This window comes from Halomonas sp. B23F22_3 (genome assembly GCF_043496965.1).
Lineage (GTDB): Bacteria > Pseudomonadota > Gammaproteobacteria > Pseudomonadales > Halomonadaceae > Halomonas.
On sequence record NZ_JBIEKG010000001.1, the window covers coordinates 21,779 to 36,393 of the forward strand.

Sequence of the window (14,615 nt, forward strand, 5' to 3'; positions counted from 1 at the left end):
GGCTCAGCGACGCTTCAGGAAGTTGGCCAGGAGCTCATGGCCCTGGCGGGTGAGGATCGATTCGGGGTGGAACTGCACGCCCTCCACGTCGAGCTCGCGGTGGCGAAGTCCCATGATCAGCCCGGGGGTGACGTCGTCCTCGTCGCACCAGGCGGTGACCTCCAGGCAGTCGGGCAGGCCCTCGCGCTCGACCACCAGTGAATGGTAGCGGGTCACCTCCAGCGGCTCCTCGAGGCCCTCGAACACGCCCTGGCCGAGGTGGCGGATCCGCGAGGTCTTGCCGTGCATCACCTGGGGGGCGCGCACGACCCGCCCGCCATAGACCTGGCCGATGGCCTGATGTCCCAGGCAGATGCCGAGCACCGGGATGCGCCCGGCGAAGCGGCGAATGGCCGCCAGCGAGATGCCCGCCTGGTCCGGGGTACAGGGCCCCGGCGAGATCACCAGGTGGCTCGGCGAAAGGGCCTCGATCTCGTCGAGGGTGATGGCGTCGTTGCGGTGGGTAGCCACCTCGGCGCCCAGCTCCCCGAGGTACTGGACCACGTTGAAGGTGAAGCTGTCGTAGTTGTCGATCATCAGCACGGACATGGTGCGCTCTCCGGCACTCGCCCGGCCAGCGCCGGGCGACAGGAATCAGGGGTCACTCGAGGTTATCCAGGCCGCGTTCGGCCATGGCCACGGCGCGGAACAGGGCGCGGCCCTTGTTGAGGGTCTCCTGCCACTCCATCTCCGGCACCGAATCGGCAACGATGCCCGCGCCGGCCTGGACGTGCAGCTGGCCATCCTTGATCACGGCGGTGCGAATGGCGATGGCGGTGTCCATGTTGCCGTGCCAGGAGAGGTAGCCCACGGCGCCGGAGTAGACGCCGCGCTTGACCGGTTCCAGCTCGTCGATGATCTCCAGCGCGCGGATCTTGGGGGCGCCGGAGACGGTGCCCGCCGGGAAGGTGGCGCGCAGCACGTCCATGGCCGAGAGGCCGGGCTTCAGGCGACCCACCACGTTGGAGACGATGTGCATCACGTGGGAGTAGCGCTCCACCACCATCCTGTCGGTCACGGTGACCGAGCCGGTCTCGCTGATCCGTCCGACGTCGTTGCGCCCCAGGTCGATCAGCATCAGGTGCTCGGCGAGCTCCTTGGGGTCGGCCAGCAGCTCGGCCTCCAGCGCCCGGTCCTCGGCCTCGTCGCGGCCACGCTTGCGGGTCCCGGCGATGGGCCGCACGGTCACCTCGCCATCTTCCAGGCGGGTGAGGATCTCCGGCGAGGAGCCGGCCACCTGATGATCGCCCAGGTTCAGATAGAACATGTAGGGCGAGGGATTGAGGCTGCGCAGGGCGCGATAGAGGTCCAGCGGTGCGGCCCGGTAGGGGATCGACATGCGCTGGGAGGGCACGCACTGCATGACGTCGCCGGCCAGCACGTACTCCTTGATCTGCTCCACCGCCGCCTTGAAGCCCTCCTCGGTGAAGCCCGAGGTGAAGTCGCCCTCCTCCACCGCCGCGCGGCCGGTGCCGGGGCTGACGGTGTTGTGGGTGGCGCTGCGCAAGCGCATCTCGAGGCGCTTCAGGCGCTCCACGGCCCGCGCGTAGGCGGCGTCCTCGGCCGGGTCGGCGTGGGTCCAGAGGGTCAGCCGGCCGGAGAGGTTGTCGAACACCACCAGGTCGTCGCAGACCATCAGCAGGATGTCCGGCACGCCGAGCGGGTCGGGCTTGGCGTCGACCTGGGGGCCACGCAGGCGCGGCTCGATGTAGCGGATGGTCTCGTAGCCGAAGTAGCCCACCAGGCCACCGTCGAAACGCGGCTGGTCGTCCAGGCGCGGCACCTTGAAGCGGGCCTGGAACTGCTCGATCCACGCCAGGGGATCCTCGACCTCCACGGCGCCCCGCTGCTCGTCGTCGACGATATGGCGGACGGTGAAGCCGCGCACCTCGATGCGCTCGCGGCACGGCAGGCCGATGATCGAGTAGCGCCCCCACTTCTCACCGCCCTGCACGGACTCGAGCAGGAAGGTCCAGGGCGCGTCGGCCAGCTTCAGGTAGGTGGAGAGCGGGGTATCCAGATCGGCCAGCACCTCGCGGGTGACCGGAATACGGTTATAGCCGGCGTCGGCCAGCTCATGGAAGCGCTCGGGAGTCATCATGCCCGGGTCCTCGCGGTGGAGAGAAAGACACTGGTATTCGGGGAGTGGGACGCCGCCTGGGGCGCCCGGTCAGGCGAGCGTCACCATCGCCAGCCGCCGATCATGCCGGGGCGCGAGAGGAGGCGGTCAGTAGCACGGTGGGCGGGGGCATCCAGCGTCATGGGGTGTCCATCGGAGGAGATCGCGAGATCCGTTATAACAAAAAACTATCGTTATCAGGCTCATTATAGCCCAGACAAAATCACCCTAAACGAGTTCCGCGAGCGATTCAACCGTGCCATCCGGGCGGCTCAGCGCCACCGGCTCGCCGTGGTTGTAGCCGTAGGGCACCGCCAGGGTGCGAAAGCCCGCGGCGCGGCCGGCCTCGATGTCGTGGCGCGAGTCGCCGACCATCAGGCAGGCCGATGGCGACACGTCGAAATGGGCCGCCACGTGCAGCAGCGGCGCCGGGTCTGGCTTCTTCGCCGCCAGGCTGTCGCCCCCCAGGCAGAGCGCGAAGTGGCGCGCCAGGTCGAAGGCCTCGAGGAGCGGCGCGATGAAGGCGCTCGGCTTGTTGGTCACCAGCGCCAGCGGCAGTCCGCGTGCGGTGAGCGCCGCGAGCGCCTCGCGCACCCCGGGGTAGAGCCGGGTGTGCGCGCTGGGCGCACGGCCATAGTGCTCGAGAAAACCGCGGTGGGCGCGGGCCAGCAGCGCCTCGTCCGGCGCCTCGCCCAGCGCGCCCTCGAGCGCGCGCGCCATCAGCGTGAGCGAACCGTTTCCGACCCAGTCGCGCACCCGCGTCTCGCCCTGGGGCACCAGGCCGAGATCCGCCAGGGCGGCATCGGCGGCCACGGCGAGGTCCGGCACCGAGTCGATCAGGGTGCCGTCCAGGTCGAAGGCAACCAGCCGGATGTCGTGAAGGATGGGGTGCATGACGCCTCTCGTCGGATGGGTCGAAGGCCCATTATGCCGGAGCGGCGATGGGCAGGAAATCGGCGAAGGCTTATGCTGGAGCCTCCAATCTTTCGGGAGAGTGACATGAACCTGCCAAGAATCGTCGTGGTCGGCGGGGGGGCCGGCGGCCTCGAGCTGGTCACCCGGCTGGGCCGCAAGCTCGGCCGGCACCACCGCGCGGAGATTGTGCTGGTCGACCGCAACGCCACCCACATCTGGAAGCCGCTGCTGCACGAGGTCGCGACCGGCGCGCTGGACTCGGGGCTGGACGAGATCTCCTACCAGGCGCACTCGAGCCTGCACGGCTACCGGTTCCAGCGCGGCACCCTGAGCGGCATCGACCGCGAGGCCCGCACCCTGACGCTCGCCCCCGTGCTCGACGATGCCGGCGACGAGGTGCTGCCCGACCGTGAGCTGGCCTACGACCAGCTGGTACTGGCGCTGGGCAGCGTTAGCAACGACTTCGACACCCCCGGCGTCGGCGAGCACTGCCACTTCCTCGACAGTCCGCACCAGGCCGAGGCCTTCCGTCAGGAGATGCTCAACACCTTCCTGCGCCACAACGACCCGCGCCGCGAGCGGCCGGCGCGCATGGCGGTGGGCATCGTCGGCGCCGGTGCCACGGGGGTCGAGCTCTCGGCGGAGCTCCACGAGGCCACGCGGATGCTGCACAGCTACGGCGTCACCTCCCTGGACAGCGACCGGCTCGAGGTGCACCTGATCGAGGCCGCCCCGCGGGTGCTGCCGGCGCTGCCGGAACGCATCAGCGAGGCGGTGCACAAGGAGCTGGAGCGCCTGGGCGTGAAGATCCATACCGAGACGCGAGTGACCCGGGTGGAGGCCACCGCGATCCATACCGCCGACGGCGAGCGCATCGAGATCGATCTCGGCGTCTGGGCGGCGGGCATCAAGGCCCCGGCGCTGCTCTCGGAACTGGGCCTGCCGACGGAGAAGAACCACCGCCTCCAGGTCCACGACACCCTGCAGAGCACGGAGGATCCGCGGGTGTTCGCCATGGGCGACTGTGCCAGCTGTCCCCAGCCGGACGGCAGCACGGTGCCGCCACGCGCCCAGGCCGCCCATCAGCAGGTCGCCACGCTCTACCGCAACCTGCAGGCCCAGCTCGCCGGCAAGCCGCTCAAGGCCTTCGTCTACCGGGACCGCGGCTCGCTGATCTCGCTGGCGCACTTCGACGCCATCGGCAGCCTGATGCGCGGCGCCTCGGCACGCAGCCTGTTCATCGAGGGACACCTGGCGAAGTTCTTCTACGCCTCGCTCTATCGCATGCACCAGCGCGCCATCCACGGCACCCTGAAGACCGGGCTGATGGTCGTCGTGGACGGGCTCAACCGCTTCCTGAAACCGCGCCTGAAACTGCACTGACGCCGTGATGAAACGTGACGAGGGCCGCCGGGGAGACCCGGCGGCCCTCGTCAATGGAGCCTGCGCGGCGCTCAGCGCTCGTCGAGGCCCCCCGCGGCCTCGCCGTGGTGATAGACATGCACGTCGCGCTGGGGAAAGGGAATGCTGATGCTTTCGGCGTCGAAGCGGCGCTTGATCGCCTCGGTCATCTCCCAGTAGACGTCCCAGTAGTCGCCGGCCTTCACCCAGGGCCGCACGATCCAGGTGACGCTGGAGTCGCCCATGGCGCTCATGCGGATGTTGGGGGCGGGATCAGCCAGCACGCGCGGATCGTCGGCCACCACGTCCTCGAGCACACGGCGCACGGTGTCGATCTCGGCCTCGTAGCCGACCCCGACCGCCAGGTCGACCCGGCGCGTCTCGTGGGCCGAGACATTGGTGATGGCGCCGCTCATCATCTGGCCGTTGGGCACGAGGATCTTGCGGTTGTCGCCGGTCCGAAGTTCGGTGGTGAAGATCTGCACGTCCTCGATCACCCCGGCCACGCCACCGGCCTCGACGTAGTCGCCGATCTTGTAGGGCCGGAAGATGATGACCATCACCCCGGCGGCGAAGTTGGCCAGCGACCCCTGCATGGCCAGGCCCACGGCCAGGCCCGCGGCACCGATCAACGCAATCAGCGAGGCGGTCTGGATGCCGATGCGGCTGATCGCCGCCAGCACCACGAAGGCCAGCAGCAGGGCATAGGCGATGTTGCCCAGGAACTTGACCAGCAGCGGCTCGACCTTCGCCCGCTGCATGCCCTTCACCATCAGCCGGTGCAGCCCCTTGGCGACCCAGCGGCCGATCACGAAGATGGCGGCCGCCGCCACCAGGTTGGTGGCGAAGGTCAGGCCGGTGCTCTGCAGGTAGGCCAGCAGCTCACTGGGATCGATGCCGTTGATGCCGTCCATGGGAAATCTCCTCGGGGTGTGAAGGGCGAGCGTCCGGCCGCCGCCCCATGTCGCACGGTTCGTTCTTTATGGCGTCAATCGCTCACGTGCGCAAGCCAGCGACGCTTCTCCCTGGCGGGCAGACGCTTGATGGCCGCCTCGCGACGCAGTGCCTCGCCGTGGCTGCCGACACACTCGCGATGCACCAGCTTGAGCGGCCCCTTGCCGCGCAGTGCCTTGGCGCCGCGGCCGGCACAATGCTCGGCCAGGCGGCGGTCGACGTCGGTGGTGATCCCGGTATAGAGGGCGCCCGCCGCGGTCTCGATCAGGTAGAGGTACCAGCGGCGCTCGGCGGCCGAGCTCGGCGCATCGGCGGCGTTCACCAGACCGCCTCAGGCGCCGGCCAGGGCCCGGCGGAAGTCGCCGATCACCCCGTCGTAGCGGTGCGGGTCGGCCGCATTGCGCGCCTTGAAGACCGCCGAGCCGGCGACGAAGGTGTCCGCGCCGGCGCGGGCGATCTCGGCGATGTTGTCGACCTTGACCCCGCCGTCGACCTCCAGGCGGATCGGGCGCCCCGAGGCATCGATGCGGCGACGGGCCTCGCGCAGCTTGTCCAGCGTGGCGGGAATGAACGACTGGCCGCCGAAGCCCGGATTGACACTCATCAGCAGGATCATGTCGACCTTGTCCATCACGTAGTCCAGGAAGGAGAGCGGCGTGGCGGGGTTGAACACCAGGCCCGCCTTGCAGCCGCCGTCGCGGATCAGCTGCAGGGAGCGATCGATGTGGTCGGAGGCCTCGGGGTGGAAGGTGATGTAGCTGGCGCCGGCATCGATGAAGTCGCCGACCAGCCGGTCCACCGGCCTGACCATCAGGTGGGCGTCGATGGGCGCGGTCACCCCGTGCTGCCGGAGGGCCTCGCAGACCATCGGGCCGATGGTCAGGTTGGGGACGAAGTGATTGTCCATCACGTCGAAGTGGACGATGTCCGCGCCGGACGCCAGCACGTCGTCGACCTCCTCGCCCAGGCGGGCAAAATCGGCGGAGAGAATCGAGGGCGCAAGCTGGAAATCGAGTCGGGAGTCGGTCATGGCGACGATCGGTTCCTGTGAGAGTCGAGGGGGCACGATGGGCGGCATTCTAGCAGCATCTCGCGCCCCGCCGTATGGCTTGCAGGTTCGCCGCACGCAGCCGATAGTGATCAGGGCACGCCACCCCAATGGAGACACCCGATGATGACCCGCTGCCTGTCGCGTCCCCTGAGTGCCGGCCTGCTGGCCGGCACGCTGCTCATCGCCCCGCCGCTGCTTGCCCAGCCGGCCATCCTCGAAGGCGAGCGCTTCCACCCCCAGGAGGGCGCCGAGGGCATGGTGGCCACCAGCCACTTCCTGGCCTCACAGGTCGCCCACGACGTCCTCGCCGCCGGGGGCAACGCCGTCGACGCCGCCGTCACCGCGGGTTTCGCCCTGGCCGTCACCCAGCCCCGCTCCGGCAACATCGGTGGTGGCGGCTTCATGCTGATCTCCGATGAGGGCAGCGACGAGGTGATCGCCATCGACTACCGGGAGGAGGCGCCCTCGGCGGCCACCGAGACCATGTTCCAGGACGAGGACGGCAACGCCGTCTCCGAATGGTCGCGCTTCACCCATCGCGCCGCCGGCGTGCCCGGCACCGTGGCGGGCCTCGCCCTGGCGCTCGAGAAGTACGGCACCCTGAGCCTCGCCGAGGCCCTGGCGCCGGCGATCCGCCTCGCCGAGGAGGGCTTCGAGGTGCCTCAGCGCTTCGTCGACGGGGTGAGCGCGACCCGCGAGCGCCTGACGAAGTGGGACTCGACCGAGGCGATGTTCTTCAAGGAGGACGGCAGCCCTTACGAGGTCGGCGACACCTTCCGCCAGCCGGACCTGGCGGCGACCCTCACGCGCATCGCCGAGCAGGGCGCCCGCGAGTTCTATGAAGGCGAGACCGCCGAGCTGATCGTCGCCGAGATGGAGCGCCACGACGGCCTGATCACCCGCGAGGACCTGGCCGCCTACCAGCCGGTGATCCGCGAACCGAGCCATGGCAACTACCGCGGCTACGACGTCTATGCCATGAGCCCGCCCTCCTCCGGCGGGGCGCACATCGTGCAGATGCTCAACATCCTCGAGGCCTACGACATCGGCGACATGGGCTTCGGCGCGGCCAACACCATGCACCTGATGGCCGAGGCGATGAAGCGTGCCTACGCCGACCGCTCGGAGTACCTGGGCGACACCGACTTCGTCGACGTGCCGCTCGAGGGCATCACCTCCGAGGGCTACGCCGACGAACTGCGCGCCGGGATCGCCATGGATCGCGTCACGCCGAGCGAGGAGATCGCCCCGGGCGACCCGCTGCCCTATGAATCCAACGAGACCACCCACTTCTCCATCGCCGACGACAACGGCCTCGCGGTCTCCAACACCTACACCATCAACTTCAGCTACGGCTCGGGGATCGCCGTGGACGGCGCGGGCTTCCTGCTCAACAACGAGATGGACGACTTCTCCGCCAAGCCCGGCGTGCCCAACGCCTACGGCCTGATCGGCGGCGCGGCCAACAAGATCGAGCCCGGCAAACGCATGCTGTCGTCGATGACGCCGACCATCGTCAAGCAGGACGGCAAGAACTTCCTGATCACCGGCAGCCCGGGGGGCTCGCGGATCATCACCACCACCCTGCAGGTGCTGATGAACGTGATCGACCACGACATGAACATCCAGTCCGCGGTCAGCGCCCCGCGCCTCCATCACCAGTGGCTGCCCGACGAGCTGCGCATCGAGGCCGGCTTCAGCCCCGACACCCTGGGGCTGCTCGAGGGCAAGGGCCACACCATCAGCCAGGAGGCGGCGATGGGCGCCGCCCAGTCGATCGTGATCGAGGACGGACGCTTCTACGGCGGTGCGGACCCGCGGCGCTCCACTTCCTCGGCCATGGGGCTCTAGCGCTCGATCGCCCCGCACGCCCGCGTGCGACCCCGCACCATCCCGACGCCCTCGGCCACGCCGAGGGCGTCGGTGGTTTAGCGTCGACGGATACACAAATTCTAAAAAGGAATAAAAGACGGCATTGTAATTCCACTTGGCGCTGTTTACCTTAGCCCTCTAAGGAAACCGTCGCCCAAGGAGTCACCATGTCGCCGCTGCCCCTCTTCCGCCGCACCCTCGTCGTCTCCGCCATCGCCCTGGGCCTGGTCGGCCCGGCCATGGCCGAGGAGCGCGAGCTGCTCAACTCCTCCTACGACATCGCCCGCGAGCTGTTCGCGACCGTCAACCCGGCCTTCCAGGCACACTGGGAAAAGGCGCACGACGATACCCTGACCATCAAGCAGTCCCACGGCGGCTCCTCCGCCCAGGCCCGCGCGATCCTCCAGGGCCTGCGCGCCGACGTGGTCACCTACAACCAGGTCACCGACGTCCAGGTGCTGGCCGATGCCGGCCTGGTCGCCGAGGACTGGCAGCAGCAGCTGCCCAACAACGCCTCGCCCTACTACTCCACCACCGCCTTCCTGGTGCGCAAGGGCAACCCCCAAGGCATCGAGAGCTGGGACGACCTCGCCGCCGAGGGCGTCGAGCTGGTGTTCCCCAATCCCAAGACCTCCGGCAACGGCCGCTACACCTACCTCGCCGCCTGGGGCGCCGCCGAGCGCGCCTTCGACGGCGACGAGGAGCGGGTCACGGCGTTCATGCGCGACTTCCTCGGCAACGTCAAGGTCTTCGACACCGGCGGCCGCGGCGCCACCACCAGCTTCATCGAGCGCGGCATCGGTGACGTGCTGATCAGCTTCGAGTCCGAGGTCAACAACATCCGCCAGGAGTACGGCAGCGACGACTACGAGGTGATCGTGCCGCCGGTCAGCATCCTGGCCGAGTTCCCGGTGGCCGTGGTCGAGGAGAACGCCGAACGCAACGGCACCCTGGAGCTCGCCCGCGACTACCTCGAGTTCCTCTACACCGAGGATACCCAGCGGCTGCTGGCCGGCTTCAACTACCGGGTGCATGACGAGACCGTGGTGGCGGAGTTCGCCGACCGGTTCCCCGAGACCGAGCTACTGAAGGTGGAGGAGGTCTTCGGCGGCTGGGACGCGGCCATGGAGACCCACTTCGCAAGCGGCGGCCGGCTCGACCAGCTGCAGCGCCGCTAAGCGCGCGGAGCCCTCGCCATGAGTCGACGCGCCGCGCGCCTGGCCCTGCCCTTCCCCGGCCGCACCCAGCGGGTGCTGCCGGGCTTCGGGCTCTCGCTCGGCATCAGCCTGACCTTCGTCTCGCTGATGCTGCTGCTGCCGCTGACCGGCCTGGTGGGCCAGCTGGCCGGCCTGTCGCTCGGCGAGTACTGGGCCATCGTCAGCGAGGCCCGGGTGGTCGCCAGCTACCTGATCACCCTCGGCGCGGCCGCGGTGGCGGCGCTGGTCAACGCCGCCTTCGGCCTGCTGCTGGCCTGGGTGCTGGTGCGCTACGACTTCCCCGGCAAGCGCGCCCTGGATGCGCTGATGGACCTGCCCTTCGCCCTGCCCACCGCGGTGGCCGGCATCACCCTGGCGACCCTCTACTCCAGCAACGGCTGGATGGGCCAGGCGCTCGCCCCGCTGGGCCTGGAGGTGGCCTACACCTGGGTCGGCATCGCCCTGGCCATGGCCTTCACCAGCATCCCCTTCGTGGTGCGCACGGTGCAGCCGATCCTCGAGGACCTGCCCCACGAGATCGACGAGGCGGCCATGACCCTGGGGGCCCGGGACGGCGTCGCCTTCCGGCGGGTGATCCTGCCGCACCTGTGGCCGGCGCTGGTCACCGGCACCGGGCTCGCCTTCGTGCGCTCGCTGGGCGAGTTCGGCGCGGTGATCTTCATCGCCGGCAACATGCCCTACGAGACCGAGATCACCTCGCTGATGATCTTCGTCAAGCTGCAGGAGTATGACTACGTGGGCGCCTCGGCCATCGCCTCGGTGGTGCTCGCCACCTCGCTGGCGCTGCTGCTGGCCATCAACCTGTGGCAGGGGCGCTTCATCCGCCGCCTGCACGGAGGCAACTGACATGCAACGCATCGGTGATGCGCCAGCCCTGCGCCGCCTGCTGATCGGCGCCGCGGTGGCGCTGTCGGCGCTGTTCCTGCTGCTGCCGCTGGTGGCGATCTTCGCCCAGGCCTTCGCCCAGGGCCTCGGCACCTTCTGGGGCAACGTGAGCGACACCTACACCCTGGCCGCCATCGGCCTGACGCTGTTCGTCACCGCGCTGACCATCCCCATCAACCTGGTGTTCGGGGTGATGCTGGCCTGGCTGGTGACGCGCTTCACCTTCCCCGGTCGACGCCTGCTGCAGACCCTGATCGACATCCCCTTCGCCATCTCGCCGGTGGTGGCGGGCCTGATCTACCTGCTGCTCTACGGACGTAACGGCTGGCTCGGCGGCTGGCTGGACGCCCACGACCTCCAGCTGATGTTCGCCTGGCCGGGCATCCTGATGGTCACCGTCTTCGTCACCTGCCCCTTCGTCGCCCGGGAGCTGATCCCGCTGATGCAGGCGCAGGGCTCCCGCGAGGAGGAGGCGGCGGTGACGCTGGGCGCCTCGGGCTTCACGCTGTTTCGCCGGGTCACCCTGCCCAACATCCGCTGGGCGCTGCTCTACGGGGTGATCCTGACCAATGCCCGGGCGGTGGGCGAGTTCGGCGCGGTCTCGGTGGTCTCCGGGGCGATCCGCGGCGAGACCAACACCCTGCCGCTGCACGTCGAGCTGCTGTATCAGGACTACAACACCGTGGGCGCCTTCGCCAGCGCCGCCCTGCTGGCCCTGATCGCCCTGTTCACCCTGGCCGCCAAGGCCGGCCTGGAGTGGCGCGCCGCGCGCCGGGAGGCCCTCGTATGAGCATTCGTCTCGAGAACATCGCCAAGCACTACGGGCCCCGCGCCCGCGCCCTGGAACCGATCGACCTGGAGATCGGTGACGGCGAGCTGATCGGCCTGCTCGGCCCCTCGGGGTCGGGCAAGACCACCCTGCTGCGCATCATGGCCGGCCTGGAGTCGCCCGACCGCGACCCCGCCGGGCGCATCCAGTTCGGCGAGCGTGACGTGACCCGGGTGCACGTGCGCGACCGGCGGATCGGCTTCGTCTTCCAGCACTATGCGCTGTTCCGCCACATGAGCGTCTTCGACAACGTGGCCTTCGGCCTGACGGTGCTGCCGCGTCGCGAGCGCCCCTCGTCCGGCGAGATTCGCGCCCGGGTGCACCGCCTGCTGGAGATGGTCCAGCTCGAGCAGCTGGCGACGCGCTACCCCGCCCAGCTCTCCGGCGGCCAGCAGCAGCGGGTCTCGCTGGCCCGCGCCCTGGCCCTGCGCCCGGAGGTGCTGCTGCTCGATGAGCCCTTCGGGGCGCTGGACGCCAAGGTGCGCCAGGAGCTCAGGCGCTGGCTGCGCCATCTGCATGACGAGCTGGGCTTCACCAGCGTCTTCGTCACCCACGACCAGGAGGAGGCGCTGGAGCTCTCGGACCGCGTGGCGGTGATGAGCAGCGGTCGCATCGAGCAGATCGACACCCCCGAGGCGCTCTACCGCGCGCCGGCCAACCGCTTCGTCTTCGAGTTCCTGGGCGACGTGAACCACCTGGAGGGCGAGGTCAGGCAGGGCGTGCTCACCTGCGGCGAGGCGCGCCTGGCGGTGGACCTGCCCGACGGCGCGGCGGAGCTGCTGATGCGTCCCCACGAGCTCGCGCTGGCCGAGGCGCCGAGCGCCGAGGCGCACCTGCCGATGACCGTCACCGCCGTCTCGCCGGTGGGCGCCGAGGTGCGCGTAGAGCTCGCCGCCGACTGGCTGGCCGAGCCGTGGCTCGCCACGGTGCGCCACGCCGACTTCGAGCACCTGGCGCTCGCCCGCGGCAGGCGCCTCTATGCGCTGCCGCGCCGCTGGCACCGCTTCGACGACCACGGCGCCCGCCCGGCCGCGCAACCGAGGCTTGCCACCGCGGGCTGATGGATCGCCCCCCGGGCGATATACTCGGCCCCCGATCCACAATCAGGAGCCTTTCCATGCAGCGTCGACGCGTCCTTCGGGCCTGCGCCCTGCTACTCACCGCCGGCTGGCTGGCCGGCTGCGCCAGCCCCCACTACCTGCAGCTCGATCCGCGTCGCACGGCCGGCGTGCCCCAGACGGGCAGCGGCCAGGCCGTGACGGTCACGGCCGTGGACGGCCGCGACAGCAAGGTGCTCGGCACGCGCACCGGCAGCGCCATGTCCACCGCGGTGATCACCGTCAACGCCCACGAGCTGGTGCCCGAGCTGCAGGCCGAGGCCGAGCGGGCGATCCGGGAGATGGGCTTCACCCCGACCACCGAGCGCGCCGAGGGACGGCCCAGCCTGACGCTGACCCTCGATCACCTCGGCTACGAGCGCGGCGAGAGTCGCCCCTTCATCGACGAGGCACGGCTCGAGGCGGTGCTCGTCGCCGAGGCGATCAATGCCGGCACCACCTACACCGGCACCTATACCTCGCGCCGCACCCAGGGCTACGCCCTGCGCCCCGACAAGGAGGCCAACACCCGGATGGTCAACGAGCTGCTCTCCGACGGCCTGGATCGCGCCTTCCGCGATCCAGAGCTCGGTCGCCTGCTGGCGCGCTGACCCAACGCCGCGGGCCGCCCCACACCGGTTCACCTTATCAGGTCAGCGGCCCGCGACGCTCCAGCGCCCAGAAGCACTCGCGAAAGCCGCTGCCCGGCTCTGGCTCGCCGTCTTCCAGGTGGGTGACCCGGAAGTTGGGAGCGAAGAGCGCCCGCACCTCCTCGGCATCGACGCTGTAGGGCGGACCGCCGGGGTCCCGGGTCAGGCTGATCAAAAGCCCCCGACTCCCCGGCGGCAGCAGCTGCGCCAGGTGGAAGGCGTAGCGCTGGCGGGTGGCCTCGGGCAGCGCGATCAGCGCGGCGCGATCGTAGAAGGCGCCGATCTCGGCCGCCTGATCGATATGGAAGTGGAAGAAGTCCCCGCACCACAGCTCCACGTTGCCCTGTCGGCAGACGTCGAAGCCGTCCTGGTGATAGCGGGTGATGTCTCCCCTGCCCTCGGCGACGAACTGCTCGATGGCCGTCTCGGCGAGCTCGATGCCCAGCACCGGATGGTCGCGGTTTGCCAGCCAGCGCATGTCCAGGCTCTTGCCGCACAGCGGCACCAGCACCTTGGTACCGGCCCGCACCTTCAGGGCGGGCCAGTGACGGACCAGGGCCGGATGGGGAGCGTCGCGGTGGAAGCCGATGCGCCCCTCGTGCCAGCGCTTGAGCCAATCGTCCGCCATGCTTAGAACCAGCGGTCGCGCTTGCGGCGACGGCGCGGCAGGTGGGGCACGATCAGGCCGACCAGCAGGCCGGCCCCGGCCACGCCGCCCCCGTACATGAAGTAGCGCATCAGCAGGTCCTCTTCCTGGGTGTCCAGGCGCGCCTGGAACTCCCGAATGGTCGCCCGCGACTGCTCGGTCTCCGCCTCGAGGGCCTGGTTGCGTGCCTCGAGCTCGTCGATGCGCGCCTGGCGCATCTCCAGGGTGTCGGTCATGGTCGCCGTGCGCTTCTCCCAGGTCTCGTTGATGCCGGCGAGCTCCTCGGTCAACGACTCGACCCTGGCTTCCAGGGCCGGCAACCGCTGCTGGGCACTGGGGTCGGCCTGGAGCTCGCTGCTGAGCACCCAGACGACATCGCCCTCGGCGTCCTCGACCCGGCTGTAGTCGCCGCTGGTCTCGAGCACGGTCACCGGCTCGCCGGCGGTCAGGGTACCGATGATCCGGTAGCCGTCGGTCGGGCCGCTGCGCACGAAGGTGGTGAGTTCGTCCGACACCCAGGCGCCAGCGTCGGCATCGGCGGCGTCCTGGGCGTGGAGCACGGGGGGCAGCGTCGCGAGCGCGACGCCGAGTGTCAGAATCTTGAGTCTGTGTATCGTCATGCCATCGTCCTGGCTGTCCAAGGCTCGCGTGTCGTTGCTCTATCGTGACGCGTTCGCCGCGCCCGGCCGTCCTTGCCGGGCACGGCGGCGATGCGTGAATCGCGCGGACGGGTTACCCACAGCTGCTGTGGACAACCATCGGGAAAACCGCTGGAAACCCGTCGCAAGCCGGCGCGACCATCGTCTCGGTCACAGTCCGGTCATTTTCTGACCAGCGCATGCTCACCGGCCGACGCCTGGGCCCGTCCTCGAAAGGGCCACAGGGTACCACAGTCGGCACGGCCGACCGGGGGCCATGCTGGCCCCGATGCCGGGCGCTG

15 protein-coding genes are annotated in these 14,615 nt (G+C 69.6%); 7 read left to right on the top strand and 8 right to left on the bottom strand.

Going from position 1 to position 14,615, the window contains the following annotated elements; all coding sequences use genetic code 11:
• Positions 1–3: 3 nt before the first annotated feature.
• From ACGTNG_RS00090 to ACGTNG_RS00100, 3 genes are all read right to left on the bottom strand, one after another.
• Positions 4–588: an anthranilate synthase component II gene (locus ACGTNG_RS00090; RefSeq protein WP_394574798.1), complete on the bottom strand. Its 585-nt coding sequence runs from the start codon at positions 586–588 to the stop codon at positions 4–6.
• 52 nt (positions 589–640) lie between these two features.
• A complete protein-coding gene (trpE, locus tag ACGTNG_RS00095; RefSeq protein ID WP_394575537.1) occupies positions 641–2,137 on the bottom strand; it encodes an anthranilate synthase component I in 1,497 nt (498 codons plus the stop codon).
• A 249-nt stretch (positions 2,138–2,386) separates the two neighbouring features.
• Positions 2,387–3,052, bottom strand: a complete 666-nt coding sequence (locus ACGTNG_RS00100) for a phosphoglycolate phosphatase (RefSeq protein ID WP_394574799.1) — start codon at positions 3,050–3,052, stop codon at positions 2,387–2,389.
• A 105-nt stretch (positions 3,053–3,157) separates the two neighbouring features.
• On the opposite strand from ACGTNG_RS00100, the gene ACGTNG_RS00105 reads away from it, so the two are divergent.
• Positions 3,158–4,456, top strand: coding sequence for an NAD(P)/FAD-dependent oxidoreductase (locus ACGTNG_RS00105; RefSeq protein WP_394574800.1), 1,299 nt, complete (start codon positions 3,158–3,160; stop codon positions 4,454–4,456).
• Positions 4,457–4,527: 71 nt separating this feature from the next.
• On the opposite strand, the gene ACGTNG_RS00110 is transcribed toward ACGTNG_RS00105, so the two are convergent.
• The 3 genes from ACGTNG_RS00110 to rpe form a co-directional block, all read right to left on the bottom strand.
• Positions 4,528–5,388 carry a mechanosensitive ion channel family protein gene (locus tag ACGTNG_RS00110; RefSeq protein WP_394574801.1) on the bottom strand — a complete coding sequence of 287 codons (861 nt, stop codon included), beginning with the start codon at positions 5,386–5,388 and terminating at the stop codon, positions 4,528–4,530.
• Between the two features lie 74 nt (positions 5,389–5,462).
• Positions 5,463–5,750, bottom strand: coding sequence for a GIY-YIG nuclease family protein (locus tag ACGTNG_RS00115; protein WP_394574802.1), 288 nt, complete (start codon positions 5,748–5,750; stop codon positions 5,463–5,465).
• 9 nt (positions 5,751–5,759) lie between these two features.
• Complete coding sequence (gene rpe, locus ACGTNG_RS00120) at positions 5,760–6,458, bottom strand: ribulose-phosphate 3-epimerase (protein WP_394574803.1); 699 nt, start codon at positions 6,456–6,458, stop codon at positions 5,760–5,762.
• 141 nt (positions 6,459–6,599) lie between these two features.
• Here rpe and ggt point away from each other — a divergent pair, with 141 nt between their 5' ends.
• The 6 genes from ggt to ACGTNG_RS00150 all read left to right on the top strand — a co-directional run bounded on the left by ggt (position 6,600) and on the right by ACGTNG_RS00150 (position 12,990).
• Complete coding sequence (gene ggt / locus ACGTNG_RS00125) at positions 6,600–8,330, top strand: gamma-glutamyltransferase (protein ID WP_394574804.1); 1,731 nt, start codon at positions 6,600–6,602, stop codon at positions 8,328–8,330.
• Positions 8,331–8,518: 188 nt separating this feature from the next.
• Positions 8,519–9,529, top strand: a complete 1,011-nt coding sequence (cysP, locus tag ACGTNG_RS00130; protein ID WP_394574805.1) for a thiosulfate ABC transporter substrate-binding protein CysP — start codon at positions 8,519–8,521, stop codon at positions 9,527–9,529.
• 18 nt (positions 9,530–9,547) lie between these two features.
• Positions 9,548–10,414 carry a sulfate ABC transporter permease subunit CysT gene (cysT, locus tag ACGTNG_RS00135; protein ID WP_394574806.1) on the top strand — a complete coding sequence of 289 codons (867 nt, stop codon included), beginning with the start codon at positions 9,548–9,550 and terminating at the stop codon, positions 10,412–10,414.
• Position 10,415: 1 nt separating this feature from the next.
• Positions 10,416–11,243, top strand: coding sequence for a sulfate ABC transporter permease subunit CysW (gene cysW / locus ACGTNG_RS00140; protein WP_394574807.1), 828 nt, complete (start codon positions 10,416–10,418; stop codon positions 11,241–11,243).
• A complete protein-coding gene (locus ACGTNG_RS00145) occupies positions 11,240–12,343 on the top strand; it encodes a sulfate/molybdate ABC transporter ATP-binding protein (RefSeq protein WP_394574808.1) in 1,104 nt (367 codons plus the stop codon). The genes cysW and ACGTNG_RS00145 overlap by 4 nt, the downstream gene beginning before the upstream one ends.
• Before the next feature lie 56 nt (positions 12,344–12,399).
• Positions 12,400–12,990, top strand: a complete 591-nt coding sequence (locus ACGTNG_RS00150) for a YajG family lipoprotein (RefSeq protein ID WP_394574809.1) — start codon at positions 12,400–12,402, stop codon at positions 12,988–12,990.
• Between the two features lie 37 nt (positions 12,991–13,027).
• Here the strand turns inward: ACGTNG_RS00150 and ACGTNG_RS00155 are convergent, their stop codons facing one another.
• Positions 13,028–13,657, bottom strand: coding sequence for a thiopurine S-methyltransferase (locus ACGTNG_RS00155; protein ID WP_394574810.1), 630 nt, complete (start codon positions 13,655–13,657; stop codon positions 13,028–13,030).
• Between the two features lie 2 nt (positions 13,658–13,659).
• The gene (locus ACGTNG_RS00160; RefSeq protein ID WP_394574811.1) at positions 13,660–14,295 is read right to left on the bottom strand and encodes a TIGR04211 family SH3 domain-containing protein; all 636 of its coding nucleotides are present in this window, start codon (positions 14,293–14,295) and stop codon (positions 13,660–13,662) included.
• Positions 14,296–14,615 lie beyond the last annotated feature (320 nt).

Bases quoted from the DNA above. Each gene is read 5' to 3' on its own strand.
- ACGTNG_RS00090 (WP_394574798.1), bottom strand. From the start codon at position 588: ATGTCCGTGCTGATGATCGACAACTACGACAGCTTCACCTTCAACGTG.
- trpE (WP_394575537.1), bottom strand. From the start codon at position 2,137: ATGACTCCCGAGCGCTTCCATGAGCTGGCCGACGCCGGCTATAACCGT.
- ACGTNG_RS00100 (WP_394574799.1), bottom strand. From the start codon at position 3,052: ATGCACCCCATCCTTCACGACATCCGGCTGGTTGCCTTCGACCTGGAC.
- ACGTNG_RS00105 (WP_394574800.1), top strand. From the start codon at position 3,158: ATGAACCTGCCAAGAATCGTCGTGGTCGGCGGGGGGGCCGGCGGCCTC.
- ACGTNG_RS00110 (WP_394574801.1), bottom strand. From the start codon at position 5,388: ATGGACGGCATCAACGGCATCGATCCCAGTGAGCTGCTGGCCTACCTG.
- rpe (WP_394574803.1), bottom strand. From the start codon at position 6,458: ATGACCGACTCCCGACTCGATTTCCAGCTTGCGCCCTCGATTCTCTCC.
- ggt (WP_394574804.1), top strand. From the start codon at position 6,600: ATGATGACCCGCTGCCTGTCGCGTCCCCTGAGTGCCGGCCTGCTGGCC.
- cysP (WP_394574805.1), top strand. From the start codon at position 8,519: ATGTCGCCGCTGCCCCTCTTCCGCCGCACCCTCGTCGTCTCCGCCATC.
- cysT (WP_394574806.1), top strand. From the start codon at position 9,548: ATGAGTCGACGCGCCGCGCGCCTGGCCCTGCCCTTCCCCGGCCGCACC.
- cysW (WP_394574807.1), top strand. From the start codon at position 10,416: ATGCAACGCATCGGTGATGCGCCAGCCCTGCGCCGCCTGCTGATCGGC.
- ACGTNG_RS00145 (WP_394574808.1), top strand. From the start codon at position 11,240: ATGAGCATTCGTCTCGAGAACATCGCCAAGCACTACGGGCCCCGCGCC.
- ACGTNG_RS00150 (WP_394574809.1), top strand. From the start codon at position 12,400: ATGCAGCGTCGACGCGTCCTTCGGGCCTGCGCCCTGCTACTCACCGCC.
- ACGTNG_RS00155 (WP_394574810.1), bottom strand. From the start codon at position 13,657: ATGGCGGACGATTGGCTCAAGCGCTGGCACGAGGGGCGCATCGGCTTC.
- ACGTNG_RS00160 (WP_394574811.1), bottom strand. From the start codon at position 14,295: ATGACGATACACAGACTCAAGATTCTGACACTCGGCGTCGCGCTCGCG.